Consider the following 14967-nt stretch of genomic DNA (forward strand, 5'->3'; position numbering starts at 1 on the left):
AATTTCTAAATAAAAACTATGCACGCATAATAAATATGTTTTTCTTAGATAAATTAGCTTTTTTTTAGGAATAGTTTAATTACGGAGTTGTGTTTTGTGTTTTGATTGAATATTTTTAACGCTAAAACGTTTTAGTAGAAAGTGTTGCCATTTTTTTTAATAACGAATTAGAATAATTATATTTTTCTTACTTTTGCCAATCATAATTCAAAGAAATTAATTTCATGAGAACGATACAATTTAGAGAAGCTATTTGTGAAGCGATGAGCGAAGAAATGCGTCGCGATGAATCAATATATTTAATGGGTGAAGAAGTAGCAGAATATAATGGCGCTTACAAAGCTTCAAAAGGGATGCTAGATGAATTTGGACCAAAACGTGTAATTGATACACCTATCGCGGAGTTAGGATTTGCAGGAATCGCTGTAGGTTCGGCTATGAATGGGAATCGTCCTATTGTAGAGTTCATGACGTTCAACTTCTCATTAGTAGGAATTGACCAAATTATCAACAACGCAGCAAAAATGCGTCAAATGTCTGCTGGACAATTTCCAATGCCAATGGTATTTAGAGGTCCAACAGCTTCTGCAGGTCAGTTAGGCGCAACACACTCACAAGCTTTTGAAAACTGGTTTGCAAACACACCAGGATTAAAAGTAGTAGTTCCTTCTTCTGTTTACGATGCTAAAGGTTTATTAAAATCGGCAATTCGTGATAATGATCCAGTTATTTTCATGGAGTCAGAACAAATGTATGGTGATAAAGGTGAAGTGCCAGAAGGAGAATACACTATTCCATTAGGTGTTGCTGATATCAAGAGAGAAGGTACAGATGTTACAATTGTTTCATTTGGTAAAATCATTAAAGAAGCTTACGCTGCGGCTGATGAATTAGCAAAAGAAAATATTTCTTGTGAAATTATCGATTTAAGAACGGTTCGTCCTATGGATTACGATGCGATTTTAAATTCGGTTAAAAAAACAAACAGATTAGTAGTTTTAGAAGAAGCTTGGCCATTTGCTTCAGTTGCTTCTGAGATAACTTATATGGTACAAGAAAAAGCATTTGATTACTTAGATGCTCCAGTTCAAAGAATTACAACTGCAGATACTCCGGCGCCTTACTCACCAACTTTATTAAAAGAATGGTTACCTAATTCGCAAGATGTAATTAAGGCTGTGAAAAAAGTTATGTATAAATAATAATTAACTTATTATATTTGGAACTTCATCAGTAACTTTCTGATGAAGTTTTTTTTTCCTATGAAGACAAAAATTGTATTATTCTTTTTATTTCTAAGCTCAATAGTTATTGGGCAAACCAAGGTTGGTGGAAAAGTAACTGATGAATTTGGTGATCCTGTAGCTTTTGCAAATGTTATATTTAAAAACTCAAAAGAAGGAGTAATTACCGATGAAAATGGGAATTTCTATTTTGAATCTAAAGAGAATTATTCCACTTTAGTGGTTTCTTATGTGGGATTCGAAAAGAAAGAAATTAATTTAAAGCCTGGTTTGAATTCGGGGTTAAAAATAGAGTTGAAGTCGGGTACAGAGCTTAAGGAAGTTGTAATTTATACAGGTAAAACATCAAAAAAGAACAATCCAGCTATCGATATATTGCGAAAAATTTGGGAACGTAGAAGAAAGAACGGACTCAAAATGTTTAAACAATACGAATATGATAAGTATGAAAAAGTTGAATTTGACTTAAATACCATCGATTCTGCTTTCATGAATAGTAAAGTGTTTAAAGGAATGGAATTTGTTTTTGACCAAATTGACACTTCAAGTATTTCAGGAAAAACCTATTTGCCAATTTTTATCAACGAAACACTAAGTGAAGTTTATGGCGATAATGAAGCAAAAAAAACAAAAGAAATTACAAAAGCCAATAAAAATTCTGGATTTGGTTCAGGTGATGGAGTAAATACATTCATCAAAGATTTATATGCTGATTTCGATATCTATGACAATTACTTAAAGTTTTTCGATAAAGATTTCGTAAGTCCATTGTCAAGAACAGGAATCAATGTTTATAATTATGTATTAAACGATAGTATGTATATTGATAACAAATGGTGTTATAATATTGTTTACTATCCAAGACGTAAAAATGAACTAACATTTAAAGGTGATTTTTGGGTAAACGATACCACTTTTGCTATTAAGAAAATTAATTTAGAAGCCAGTAAAAGTGCCAATATTAACTGGGTAAAAGAAATTTATATAGAGCAAGAATATGAAGTTTTAAATGATTCTGTTTTTTTATTGACAAGAGATTACATGATGTCTGATTTTAGTTTTTCTAAAAAAGAAGAATCGAAAGGAGTTTACGGAAAAAGAACAACGCTTGCTAAAAATCATAAATTCAATATTAAGAAAGACGATAAATTCTATAAACAAGAAGTAAATTTTTATGACAATGCTGTTTTTAACAAACCCGACGAATATTGGGAAGCCAATCGATTTGAAGCTTTAAATAAAAACGAAGCTGGAATTTACAAAATGCTCGACACTTTAAAAGAAGTGCCGCGTTTTAAACGAATTTACAGTCTTGCCTCAATTTTAGGAAGTGGTTATATTGAAATTCCAAAATGGAAAATGGACTACGGACCAATATTTTCAACCTTTGGATATAACGATGTTGAAGGGCAGCGAATAAGAGCTGGTGGTAGAACTTATTTTGGTTCAAATGATAAGTGGCGCATTCAAGGCTACACGGCTTACGGATTTAGAGATAACCAATTCAAATATGGAATTTCGGGTAGATGGATGGTGAATCCAAACAAAAGATTGATTTTATCCGTAGGAAATCGTCGCGATGTCGAACAAATGGGAGTAAGTTTGACAACTTCTAATGATGTTTTAGGAAGAAGTTTTGCTTCGTCTGCGCTTTTTGCAAGTGGTGTTAATAACCAATTGACGTCGGTGAATCTTACAACTTTAGGATTTGAAATAGAGCCAGCAAAGAATTTTACTTTCCAAACGAATTTAACTTACAGAACATTAAAATCGGCATCAAGTGAATTTAGCTTAGATTATTACACTGATTTGACTCAAACCGAAATTAAAAGTGAAGTAAAGCAATCAGAAATAAATTTTGTTGCAGAATATACTCCAAAACGTAAAACCGTTGGTTATGGTGTTGATAGAATGGATGTAGATTTTAATTATGCTCGAGTTTTCCTAAGTTATAGTAATGGTTTAAAAGGGGTTTTAAATAGTGATTTTAATTATCAAAAATTGCAACTTTATTATCGTCAACCAGCTATGATTGGTGGTTTTGGTCGATTATTTACCACTTTCGAAACCGGAAAAATTTTCGGAGAAGTGCCACTTGGTTTAATGGGGGTAATTCCTGGAAATCAATCTTGGTTTGTAATCGAAAACACTTATAACTTATTAGATTACTACGATTTTGTGGCAGATGAATATGCTTCTTTACATTTTGAACACCATTTTAACGGAAGATTATTTTCAAGGGTTCCTTATTTAAGGAAATTAAATTTACGTGAAATCATTGGAATAAAAGGTGTTTACGGAAGAGTTTCTGATGAAAATGTAATGTTAAATGCATCAGGTTTAACGTATATTGCGCCAGAAGATGTGTACTGGGAATATCACGCAGGTATTGGAAATATTTTTAAAGTATTGCGTGTCGATTTTGCTTGGAGAGGAAGTTACTTAGAAATGCCAGATGCTAGAAAATTTGCTGTAAGGGCTTCATTTGGTTTTTATTTCTAAACCTATATTTTTTTTGCAAAACTCTTTTGTTTCTCATGTTTTATAGTGGTAACTTTGCACCCGTTTTAAAAACATAAGATAAAATGACAGCAGATAAAATTACTACATTTGATGTATTGATTGAGATTCCAAGAGGAAGTAGAAACAAATACGAATACGATTTTGAATTAAAAAGAATGCGTTTTGACAGAATGTTATTTTCGTCAATGATGTATCCTGCAGATTACGGATTTATTCCAGAAACGTTAGCATTAGATGGTGATCCATTAGATGTTTTGGTTTTAGTAAACGAGCCAACTTTTCCAGGTTGTGTAATGGAAGTAAAGCCAATCGGTGTTTTCCATATGGCAGACGACAAAGGACCAGATGAGAAAGTGATTTGTGTACCAGTTTCTGACCCAATTTGGAATAAATTGAACGATTTAAGTGATGTCAATCCACACTTAATTAAAGAAATCGAGCATTTTTTCCAAGTTTATAAAGATTTGGAAAACAAAAAAGTTGACGTGGAAGGTTGGGGAGACGTTAATGAAGCAAAAGAAATTTTAATGAAATGTACCAATCGTTTCAACGAAATTGAAAATAAACCAGAAGGATTGTTTAGTATTAAATAAACTTCAATTGTAAATAATCAAATAAAAGGTATTAAGTTTGTGCAACAAGTTTAATACCTTTTTTTATGAGAAAAAATTACATTTTATTTTTAGTCGCAATTATCTTTTTTCAATTAAGTTCTGCACAAACGCTTAGCTCAGCTCCAACATTAACATTTACTACTAACACTGGAATTTCTTCGGACAACATTGCCAGTGACGGTGACGGTGGTTCTGTTAATATTTCGGATTTTAATATCCAAATTTATAATATTTCAGATGTAAATGGAACAATGGTTACTCCATTAACATGGGAAAATGCGGGTTTTTACACCGCTGGAACTTACACAGGTATTACCGCAAATGTGGCAACTGGAAGAAAAGGAATGGCTATTAAATCTGAAAATGGTTCTGAATTCAAATTGAATCAGTTTCAATATTTAAATTGGGGTGAAAGTCAAGCAGAAGGTGCAGTAAATACAATTAAAGGATATAAAAATGGAACTGAAGTTGCATCTACAACTTTTCAAGGTTATAATAATCCATTTTTACCAAATACTGTTATCTTAACTGCTGCGTTTAATGACGTTGATGAGGTAAGGTTTTATATTTCTGCAGGAGGATATGAAGGAAGTCAAAATTTCACAAATCATAGTATAAATTCAATTCAAGTTAGTATGCCTGTTTTGAGTGCAAATAGCTTTGACTTAAATTCAAAATTAAATGTTTACCCAAATCCTGCTTCAACATATGTAAATATAGAATTGCTTACAAATGAGACTTCTACACTTGAAATTTATGATGTTTTTGGGAAATTATTATTTTCACAAATTTTAACAGACAAATTAAATACTATTGATGTTGATAAATTAAGTTCTGGAATTTATTTCTTTAAAGTAAATTCTAATAATGGCATTGCTACAAATAAGATTATAAAAACTAAATAAAATATTTACAACAATTTTATCAAAAAAGGCAATTATCGTTAGTATAATTGCCTTTTTTGTTTATTTTTGTTAAAGTAAGATTATAATTAACAAACAAAACCAAATAACTATTTTATGGAATCAATGATGATTTATGTGCCAATAGTAATGGCGCTATTAGGATTAGCATTTATGGCTGTCAAACGCGCTTGGGTCCTTAAACAAGATGCTGGAGATGGAAAAATGAAAGAAATTTCAGATTACATCTACGAAGGAGCCTTAGCATTTTTAAAAGCAGAATACAAATTATTAACGTTTTTTGTTCTTGGAGCAAGTGTTGTTCTTGCGGGAATTTCATTTATTGTTCCAACAACACATTGGTTAATCGTTGTTGCATTTATTTTCGGAGCTATATTTTCTGCATATGCAGGTAATATTGGAATGAAAATCGCAACTAAAACTAATGTTAGAACTACGCAAGCTGCTCGTACAAGTTTACCACAAGCATTAAAAGTTTCTTTTGGTGGTGGAACTGTAATGGGGTTAGGAGTTGCCGGTTTAGCAGTTTTAGGATTAACCGGATTCTTTATAATATTCTTTAGATTTTTCATGAACGGAGAATGGACATCAACAGATGACATGACTATCGTTTTAGAAACTTTAGCTGGTTTCTCTCTTGGAGCAGAATCTATCGCATTGTTTGCTAGAGTTGGTGGAGGAATTTATACAAAAGCTGCCGATGTAGGTGCTGACTTAGTAGGAAAAGTAGAAGCTGGTATTCCAGAAGACGATCCACGTAATCCTGCTACAATTGCAGATAACGTTGGAGATAACGTTGGAGACGTTGCAGGTATGGGTGCCGATTTATTCGGTTCGTATGTAGCAACTGTTTTAGCGGCAATGGTTTTAGGAAATTATGTAATTAAAGATATGGGTGGTAAAATCGATGACGCTTTTGGCGGAATTGGACCAATTTTATTACCAATGGCAATCGCAGGTTTCGGAATTTTATTTTCTATCATTGGAACAATGTTAGTTAAAATTTCAAGCGACGATGCTAAAGAAGCACAAGTTCAAAAAGCATTAAACATTGGAAACTGGGTTTCTATTGCTTTAACAGCTATTGCTTGTTTTTTCTTAATTACTTTCATGTTGCCAGAAACTATGCAAATGTCATTCTTTGGTGAAGGAATTCAAGAGATTTCTTCAATGAGAGTTTTCTATGCATCTTTAATTGGATTATTTGTTGGTGGAGCTATTTCATCAGTAACTGAATATTATACAGGATTAGGTACAAAACCTGTTATGGCTATCGTACAAAAATCGTCAACTGGAGCAGGAACTAACGTAATCGCTGGTTTAGCAACAGGTATGATTTCTACTTTCCCAACAGTAATTTTATTTGCTGCTGCAATCTGGTCAACTTATGCTTTAGCAGGATTTTACGGAGTAGCTTTAGCCGCTTCTGCAATGATGGCAACAACAGCTATGCAGTTAGCTATTGATGCTTTTGGACCAATCTCTGATAATGCTGGTGGAATCGCTGAAATGAGTGAATTACCAAAAGAAGTTCGTACTCGTACAGATATTTTAGATTCAGTTGGTAACACAACAGCTGCAACTGGAAAAGGTTTCGCAATCGCTTCTGCAGCATTGACTTCGTTAGCTTTATTTGCTGCTTATGTAACATTTACTGGAATTGACGGAATTAATATCTTCAAAGCGCCGGTATTAGCAATGTTATTCATTGGAGGTATGATTCCTGTAGTTTTCTCTGCATTAGCAATGAATTCAGTAGGAAAAGCAGCAATGGACATGGTGTACGAAGTACGTCGTCAGTTCAAAGAAATCCCAGGAATTATGGAAGGAACTGGAAAACCAGAATACGGAAAATGTGTTGAAATTTCTACAAAAGCCGCTTTACGTGAAATGATGTTGCCAGGAATCTTAACAATCGGTTTCCCAATTGCAATTGTATTATTAGGTAAATTAGTTTACGCTGATAACAATCAATTAATCGCTGAAATGTTAGGTGGTTATATGGCAGGAGTTACCGTTTCAGGTGTACTTTGGGCTGTGTTCCAAAATAACGCTGGTGGTGCTTGGGATAACGCTAAAAAATCTTTCGAAGCTGGAGTTATGATTAACGGTGAAATGACATACAAAGGTTCTGATGCTCACAAAGCAGCAGTAACTGGTGATACTGTTGGAGATCCATTCAAAGATACTTCTGGACCATCAATGAACATCTTAATTAAATTAACGTGTTTAATTGGTTTAGTAATCGCTCCAATCTTAGGAGGTCATGGTGCTACAACTGAAAAAGGAGCTTGTTGTGCAAAAACAGAAATGATGTGTTGCGATACAGGAAAATGCGATATGTCTAAATGTGCTGATATGACAAAAGAAGAATGTGCTAAAATGTGTGAAGACAATGGCTGTTCTCAAGAATGTAAAGAAAAATGTATGGCAATGTATGATGAAAACGGAAAATTCATCGGCGATGCTGGACATGTTCATGACGAAAATTGCAACCATGGAAAGCATGAGGAAATCATTAAAATGGATGTAAAAAAAGTAAAAGACGATAACGGAAAAGTAAAAGCAACTGTTACTATCACTAAAAAAGTAGATGGTAAAGAAACTACAGAAGAAAAAGTTTTTGAAGGCGACGATTTAGAAGTAGAAGCAAAAATTGCTGAACTAGGAAAATAATCTTTTTCGACACAAATAATGAAAACCGCACAGCAATGTGCGGTTTTTTTATTTAATTTTAGCCAAACAAACACAACTCCAATGAAATATAAAATACTGACTTTGTTGTTGCTTATTTCTGTAATTAGCGTAGCGCAACAGAATCTTAATTTAATTCCGAAACCGCATTCAGTCAAAATAAAAAAAGGACATTTTGTTTTAAATAAAGAAACGGTAATCGTAGCTGATGAAAATTCTTTTGAAGCAAAGTATCTTCAAAATGAAATTTATAATAGAACAGGATTGGAATTAAAAATCTCATCAAAATATCGTTCTAAAAATAGTATTCAATTTGGTGTTAAAATTCCTGATACTACAAATTTTGATAGAGAACAATACGATATTCAAGTTTGGAAAAATAAAATTCATATTTCTGCCTTTTCATATCAAGGGGTTTTTTACGGAATCCAAACTCTAGTACAAATGATTCCTTATGATAAATCAAGTGAAATTAAATTAAAAGAAGTTTCTATTTCAGATCAACCCAAATTCCAATGGCGCGGCATGCATTTAGACGTTTCTCGTCATTTCTTTCCAAAAGATTTCATCAAAAAATATATTGATTATTTAGCAATGTATAAAATGAATACCTTTCATTGGCATTTAACCGATGACCAAGGTTGGCGCATCGAAATCAAAAAATATCCAAAATTAACCGAAGTTGGTGCCTGGCGAAACGGCTCCATGATTGGACATTACACCGACCAAACTTTCGACAACATTCGTTATGGTGGATTTTACACGCAAGAAGAAATCAAAGAAATTGTAGCTTACGCCAAAGAACGCCACATCACCATTGTTCCCGAAATCGAAATGCCAGGACACGCTTTAGCTGCTTTAGCATCGTATCCTGAATTTTCTTGTAAAGGTGGACCATTTGAAGTGGGAAAAACGTGGGGTGTTTTAGAAGATGTTTTTTGCCCAAAAGACGAAACGTTTACTTTTTTAGAAAATATTTTGACAGAAGTAATCGCTTTATTTCCATCTGAATACATTCACATCGGTGGTGATGAATGCCCAAAAGTTCGCTGGAAAACTTGTCCACATTGTCAAAAAAGAATCAAAGACGAAAACTTAAAAGACGAGCACGAATTGCAAAGTTATTTCATTCAAAGAATCGAAAAATTCGTCAATAGTAAAGGTCGAAAAATCATCGGCTGGGACGAAATTTTAGAAGGCGGACTAGCACCAAACGCTGCCGTAATGAGTTGGCGCGGCACCGAAGGCGGAATCGCAGCAGCCAAACAAAAACATTTTGTAGTAATGTCACCAGGTTCACATTGTTATTTTGACCATTATCAAGGCGAACCTAAAAACGAACCGATTGCTTTTGGCGGTTATACCAATGTCGAAAAAGTGTATTCTTTCAATCCCATTCCAAAAGAACTTTCACATGAAGAATCGAAATATATTTTAGGTGCTCAAGCCAATCTTTGGACGGAATATATCAATACGCCAAAACATGTTGAATATATGCTTTTCCCAAGAATAGCAGCACTTTCCGAAGTGGTTTGGGGAACTTCAAATCCAAATGATTACAAAGAATTTGAAAAAAGATTGATTTCACATTTTGAAATCTATGATAAAAAAGGAATTAACTACAGCAAAGCCATTTTCGAAGTAACTTCCAAAGTACAACCTGCTGAAAACGGTGTGGCTTTCGAATTAAAATCAGTAAATCCAAACGGTATTAAATACACAATCGATGGTTCGGAACCAAATGTAAATTCGATTTCTTACGAAAAACCAATTCTAGTAACTTCAAATCAAACCATAAAAGCGGCTTACTTCGAGAATGGTAAAGCTAAAAGTGCCACCATCGAGCAATACTTTTTCATTACAAAATCAACTGGAAAAAAGATTGAATTGGTGCATCAACCGCATGAAAATTACGGTATTGGGGGGCCTTTTACTTTGGTCGATGGAATGAAAGGAAACACTTCTAAATTTGGAAGAGATTGGTTAGGCTTTTGGGGAAAAGATATGAATGCCACTATCGATTTAGGAAAAATAGAAACGATTTCAAAAATCAGCATCAACACACTTTTATCAGAAGGAAGTTGGATTTATTATCCAAAAAGCATCGGAATTTCAGTTTCAAAAGATGGTGAAAATTATATTCCAATTACGATTGTTTCTTCCAATGAAATTCATGAAAATAAAGGAAAAATTGTGGTGAAATTCGATAAACAAAATGTTCAATTTATAAAAGTCATTGCAGAAAACAACGGAATCATTGCAGATGGAAATCCAGGAGCAGGTTCCAACAGTTGGTTATTTGTAGACGAAATAAGTGTAGAATAATGACAAACAGAAGAAATTTTTTAAAAACAACAGCATTAGCAACAGCTGGCGTAGCATTTCAGGCTTTCAATGGAAAATCTGATGAAACTGAAATGGATATCAATTTAGGAAAAGTAAACAAACCAATTGTGCTTTCAACATGGAATTTCGGCTTGCAAGCCAATGAAGCCGCTTGGCAAGTACTTAAAAATAAAGGTCGCGCTTTAGATGCTGTTGAAGCAGGAGTAAAAATTCCAGAAGGTGATGTAAATGAAAGAAGTGTGGGTTACGGCGGTCGTCCAGATAGAGATGGTCGCGTAACATTAGACGCTTGTATCATGGACGAATTTTCGAATATAGGTTCGGTAGCTTGTTTGGAACACATCAAACATCCCATTTCAGTAGCAAGAATGGTCATGGAAAAAACGCCTCACGTAATGTTGGTTGGCGAAGGTGCTTTGCAGTTTGCCATCGCACAAGGATTCAAAAAAGAAAATTTGTTAGTAGAAGCTTCCGAAAAAGAATGGAAAGAATGGCTGAAAACGAGTGAATATTTACCAAAAGCAAACATTGAAAATCACGACACCATAGGAATGATTGCGTTAGACTCGCAAGGCAATTTATCAGGGGCGTGTACTACAAGCGACATGGCGTTCAAAATGCACGGAAGAGTAGGTGATTCTCCTATTATCGGTGCTGGTTTGTATGTGGATAATGAAATTGGTGCTGCAACCGCAACAGGTCATGGCGAAGAAGTAATCCGAATTACAGGTTGTCATTTGGTAGTAGAATTAATGCGTCAAGGAAAATCACCACAAAAAGCCTGTGAAGAAGCGGTGATGCGAATTGTAAAACTGACGCAAAACAGAGGAAAAAATCTAAAAGATATCCAAGTTGGGTTCATCGCTTTAAATAAAAAAGGAGAATACGGTTCGTATTGTGTGCAGGGAGGTTTCAATTATGCCGTTCATGACGCAACCGGAAATAAATTAATTGATGCGAATTACTTTTTGAAATAATGAAAAAAATAGAAATCGCTTGTTTTAACCTTGAATCCGCTTTAATCGCTCAAAATTCTGGAGCTGATAGAGTAGAATTATGCGCAAACATGTCAGTTGGTGGCACAACTCCAACAGTAGAAATAATTCAACAAGCTCGAGAAAATTTGACTATTGATTTATATGTGATGATTCGACCAAGAGGAGGGAATTTCATCTATTCTGGTGCTGAATTTGAACAAATGAAATCGGAAATCGAAGCCATCAAGAAATTAGGAGTCAACGGATTTGTTTTTGGGATTTTGAAAGATGATAATACGATTAATATCGAACAAAATAAAGTCTTAGTTGAATTGGCAAATCCATTTCCTTGTACGTTTCATCGTGCTTTTGATGCCATTTCTGATTACGAAAAAGCAGTGGAAGATGTTATCTCGTGCGGATTTTCAACGATTCTAACTTCTGGAACTTTTCCAAATGTGATGGAAGGAAAAGAAGTTTTAAAACAATTAGTCAAACAAGCTAATAATCGCATCGAAATAATGCCCGGTGGAGGATTGCGTTCGACCAATGTTTTGGAATTAAATGAAGTGGTAAGTGCCAATTGGTTTCATTCTTCTGCTATTACCGATGGAAGTGAAATTGCTAGTCCAGAGGAAATTGTTCAATTGAAGAAAAAGTTGCAATCTTAAATGAACTTAAATGACTTATATGTTTAAAAAAATATTTCTGTTTTTGATTCTAATTTGCTGTTCGATTTCAGCACAAACTTCCTATCGCAATTTGTCATCCGAAAACTGGATATTCAACAAGCAAAACGAAGCAAAAAAGCACAAGGCAACCATTCCCGGAACTGTTCACACCGATTTATTTCAAAACCAATTAATTCCTGATCCGTTTTTTGGAAATAATGAAAAAAAATTACAGTGGATTGAAAATGAAAACTGGGAATACGAAACGCATTTTACTCTTTCGAAATCCGAACTAGAAAATCAAAATATTGATTTAGAATTTGAGGGTTTGGATACTTATGCGACTGTTTTTTTGAATGGAAAAGTAGTTTTAGAAGCGGATAATATGTTCCGAAAATGGACAATTTCTGCCAAATCACATTTGAAAATTGGAAACAATCATTTAAAGGTAGTTTTTCATTCAGCAGTTCAAAAAGGAAAAGAAGAAGCGAAAAAACTATCCTATACTTTACCTGAAAAAGAGCGTGTCTTTGTTCGAAAAGCGCAATATCAATTCGGCTGGGATTGGGGTCCACGATTTGTAACGGCTGGAATTTGGAAAAAAGTCCAATTGAAATTTTGGAATTCGGCTAAAATTGAAAATGTAAAATACAATCAAAAAGTTTTGAATAAAACGGTTGCTGATTTAGATTTCATTTTTACCATTTTTGCTGAAAAATCAGGAAAGTATCAAATTAAATTAGGTCAAAAACCGTTTCCTTTTATTTTGAAAAAAGGACAAAATGTGGTGAAAGTTCCACTGTCGATTCCGAATCCCATTTTATGGTGGAGCAACGGTTTGGGCGTGCCTCATCAATACGCTTTCCGTTTTTCATTGGAACAAAATCAACAAAAAATTGAAGAGAAAGAACTTAAAATTGGACTTAAAACCATCGAATTAATTCAGGAAAAAGATCAAACTGGGAAAAGTTTTTATTTCAAATTAAACGGAAAATCGGTTTTTATGAAAGGTGCTAATGTGGTTCCACCCGATAGTTTTTTACCGCGAGTTTCTGATTCTACTTATTTTTCTTTAGTCGAAAATGCCAAAAAAGCGAATATGAATATGCTACGTGTTTGGGGTGGCGGAGTTTATTTTGATGATGCGTTTTATGAAGCTTGTGATGCTAACGGAATTTTAGTTTGGCAAGATTTTATGTTTGCCTGTTCGATGTATCCAGGCGATGAAAAATTTGTTGAAAATGTAAAACAAGAAGTAATTGATAACGTAAATCGCTTGCAAAATCATCCAAGTATTGCGATTTGGTGTGGCAATAATGAAAACGACGAAGGTTGGCACAATTGGGGTTGGCAAAAACAGTTTAAGTATACTAAAGCTGATTCCACTCAAATTTGGAACGATTACAAAAAAGTATTTCACGGAATGATTCCGAAAACTTTGGATAGTTTACTTCCGAAAGAAAAGAATATTTATTGGTCTTCATCGCCATCGATTGGTTGGGGACGAAAAGAAAGTTTAACTCAAGGCGATTCGCATTATTGGGGCGTTTGGTGGGGAAAAGAACCGTTTGAAATTTATGAGAAAAAAGTTGGACGATTTATGAGCGAATATGGTTTTCAAGGCATGCCCAATTTAGAAACCTTACAAAAAGTGATGAAAAAAGAGGACTTGAATTTTACTTCTGAAGCCTTTAAAAATCATCAAAAACATCCAACAGGTTATGAAACCATAAACGAATATATGGAGCGCGATTATGTGGTTCCAAAAGATTTTGAAGATTATGCTTATGTTTCCCAATTACTTCAAGCTCGTGGCATGAAAATCGCAATTGAAGCCCATAGAAGAGCCAAATCATATTGTATGGGAACGTTATATTGGCAATTCAATGATTGTTGGCCCGTTTCGTCATGGAGTTCGTTGGATTATTATGGAAATTGGAAAGCGTTTCATTATCAAGCGAAGCGAAGTTTTGAGAACGTGCTTTTGTCAGCCGAGGTAACGGATAGTAGAATTTATAAGTTTTTTGTTATCAATGATGGAATGCAAAATTACGCTGGAGAATTAAAAGCTGAAATCAGAAATTTTAAAGGTCAACTTTTATGGGAGAAAAAGGCGTATTGTAAATCAGATGCTAGTTCAAATGTGTCAGCTATTTTATTGCCTTTTCCTTCATTAAAGGAAATTGATACTCAAAATTCATATATAAAATTAGAATTTATTTCAGGCGATAATCATTTTGTAAGTGCTTTCTTTTTTGATAAACCAAAAGATTTAAAATTATCAAAACCAAATATCGAAATCAAAATTATTGATGAAGTAACTATTGAAATTTCTTCAGATGTTTTAGCAAAAGATGTTTTTCTGTCTTCAGAAAATGAATTGTTTTTTGGAGATAATTATTTTGATTTATTACCGAATGAGAAGCGAATCATCAAATTGTCGAAAGCTGCAAAAGGGATAAAAGTGAAATCGTTGTTTGATACAATGAAATAAAAAAAACGCCTTAGTTGAGGCGTTCTATAAATTATTTATTTTAGCTGATTCTTCAATTTCAGCATCTAAATTATCATCAAATTTGAAGTTTTGTATTTTCCACACGTCTTTAGGTTTGTAAAAAAGAAAAGTAAATCGAATGGGCTGTCTATCATACTTAATTATATAACTTACAAGTTTTAAACTTTCACCTAAACTTTTTTCGGTAATTTTTTCGTAACCATGATAATCTCCAACTAATCCTGTGAAATTTGATAATTGTGATTTAACATTTTCAACATCATAATTTTTTTCTTTCGACATCCAATTATTTGTACTAAAAATGTAATCAACAGCTTTTTGAGGATTTTTTTCGTAAACTTTAAAGAACTCATTTGTAATCTCATTAATTGTAGATTGAGCTTTTGTGAAATTTATTGTTAAAAAAAAGAGTATGAGAAATACTGTTAGTTTAGATTGTCTTTTCATAGTTTAGTTGTTT

10 protein-coding genes are annotated in these 14967 nt (G+C 33.6%); 9 read left to right on the top strand and 1 reads right to left on the bottom strand.

All coding sequences use genetic code 11. From position 1 onward, the window contains the following. Window positions 1-224 precede the first annotated feature (224 nt). The 9 genes from AAEO58_RS04510 (at window position 225) to AAEO58_RS04550 (ending at window position 14486) form a co-directional block, all read left to right on the top strand. Window positions 225-1202, top strand: a complete 978-nt coding sequence (locus AAEO58_RS04510) for a pyruvate dehydrogenase complex E1 component subunit beta (protein ID WP_133610360.1) — start codon at window positions 225-227, stop codon at window positions 1200-1202. Window positions 1203-1262: 60 nt separating this feature from the next. Next, on the top strand, window positions 1263-3746 hold the full coding sequence (locus AAEO58_RS04515) for a DUF5686 and carboxypeptidase-like regulatory domain-containing protein (protein WP_341682229.1): 2484 nt from the start codon (window positions 1263-1265) through the stop codon (window positions 3744-3746). A gap of 83 nt (window positions 3747-3829) precedes the next feature. Continuing rightward, window positions 3830-4360: an inorganic diphosphatase gene (locus AAEO58_RS04520; RefSeq protein WP_008254763.1), complete on the top strand. Its 531-nt coding sequence runs from the start codon at window positions 3830-3832 to the stop codon at window positions 4358-4360. A gap of 65 nt (window positions 4361-4425) precedes the next feature. Beyond that, window positions 4426-5286 (top strand): T9SS type A sorting domain-containing protein, encoded by an 861-nt coding sequence (locus AAEO58_RS04525; RefSeq protein ID WP_341682232.1) that lies wholly within the window; start codon window positions 4426-4428, stop codon window positions 5284-5286. Window positions 5287-5400: 114 nt separating this feature from the next. Beyond that, complete coding sequence (locus AAEO58_RS04530; protein WP_341682234.1) at window positions 5401-7980, top strand: sodium-translocating pyrophosphatase; 2580 nt, start codon at window positions 5401-5403, stop codon at window positions 7978-7980. An 81-nt stretch (window positions 7981-8061) separates the two neighbouring features. Beyond that, window positions 8062-10323 carry a glycoside hydrolase family 20 protein gene (locus AAEO58_RS04535; RefSeq protein WP_341682236.1) on the top strand — a complete coding sequence of 754 codons (2262 nt, stop codon included), beginning with the start codon at window positions 8062-8064 and terminating at the stop codon, window positions 10321-10323. Continuing rightward, window positions 10323-11321 (top strand): isoaspartyl peptidase/L-asparaginase, encoded by a 999-nt coding sequence (locus tag AAEO58_RS04540; protein WP_341682238.1) that lies wholly within the window; start codon window positions 10323-10325, stop codon window positions 11319-11321. Before AAEO58_RS04535 ends, AAEO58_RS04540 begins: the two co-directional genes overlap by 1 nt. Then, complete coding sequence (locus AAEO58_RS04545; RefSeq protein WP_341682240.1) at window positions 11321-11992, top strand: copper homeostasis protein CutC; 672 nt, start codon at window positions 11321-11323, stop codon at window positions 11990-11992. Before AAEO58_RS04540 ends, AAEO58_RS04545 begins: the two co-directional genes overlap by 1 nt. 19 nt (window positions 11993-12011) lie before the next feature. Next, window positions 12012-14486: a beta-mannosidase gene (locus tag AAEO58_RS04550; protein WP_341682242.1), complete on the top strand. Its 2475-nt coding sequence runs from the start codon at window positions 12012-12014 to the stop codon at window positions 14484-14486. A 24-nt stretch (window positions 14487-14510) separates the two neighbouring features. Here the strand turns inward: AAEO58_RS04550 and AAEO58_RS04555 are convergent, their stop codons facing one another. Then, on the bottom strand, window positions 14511-14954 hold the full coding sequence (locus AAEO58_RS04555; protein WP_341682244.1) for a hypothetical protein: 444 nt from the start codon (window positions 14952-14954) through the stop codon (window positions 14511-14513). Window positions 14955-14967 lie beyond the last annotated feature (13 nt).

The sequence above is a fragment of the Flavobacterium helocola genome, from assembly GCF_038289885.1.
Taxonomy (GTDB): Bacteria; Bacteroidota; Bacteroidia; order Flavobacteriales; family Flavobacteriaceae; genus Flavobacterium; species Flavobacterium cheniae.

Excerpts from the sequence above, each read along its gene's own strand:
- AAEO58_RS04515 (WP_341682229.1), top strand. The coding sequence starts at position 1,263 with ATGAAGACAAAAATTGTATTATTCTTTTTATTTCTAAGCTCAATAGTT.
- AAEO58_RS04530 (WP_341682234.1), top strand. The coding sequence starts at position 5,401 with ATGGAATCAATGATGATTTATGTGCCAATAGTAATGGCGCTATTAGGA.
- AAEO58_RS04550 (WP_341682242.1), top strand. The coding sequence starts at position 12,012 with ATGTTTAAAAAAATATTTCTGTTTTTGATTCTAATTTGCTGTTCGATT.
- AAEO58_RS04545 (WP_341682240.1), top strand. The coding sequence starts at position 11,321 with ATGAAAAAAATAGAAATCGCTTGTTTTAACCTTGAATCCGCTTTAATC.
- AAEO58_RS04540 (WP_341682238.1), top strand. The coding sequence starts at position 10,323 with ATGACAAACAGAAGAAATTTTTTAAAAACAACAGCATTAGCAACAGCT.
- AAEO58_RS04535 (WP_341682236.1), top strand. The coding sequence starts at position 8,062 with ATGAAATATAAAATACTGACTTTGTTGTTGCTTATTTCTGTAATTAGC.
- AAEO58_RS04520 (WP_008254763.1), top strand. The coding sequence starts at position 3,830 with ATGACAGCAGATAAAATTACTACATTTGATGTATTGATTGAGATTCCA.
- AAEO58_RS04555 (WP_341682244.1), bottom strand. The coding sequence starts at position 14,954 with ATGAAAAGACAATCTAAACTAACAGTATTTCTCATACTCTTTTTTTTA.
- AAEO58_RS04510 (WP_133610360.1), top strand. The coding sequence starts at position 225 with ATGAGAACGATACAATTTAGAGAAGCTATTTGTGAAGCGATGAGCGAA.
- AAEO58_RS04525 (WP_341682232.1), top strand. The coding sequence starts at position 4,426 with ATGAGAAAAAATTACATTTTATTTTTAGTCGCAATTATCTTTTTTCAA.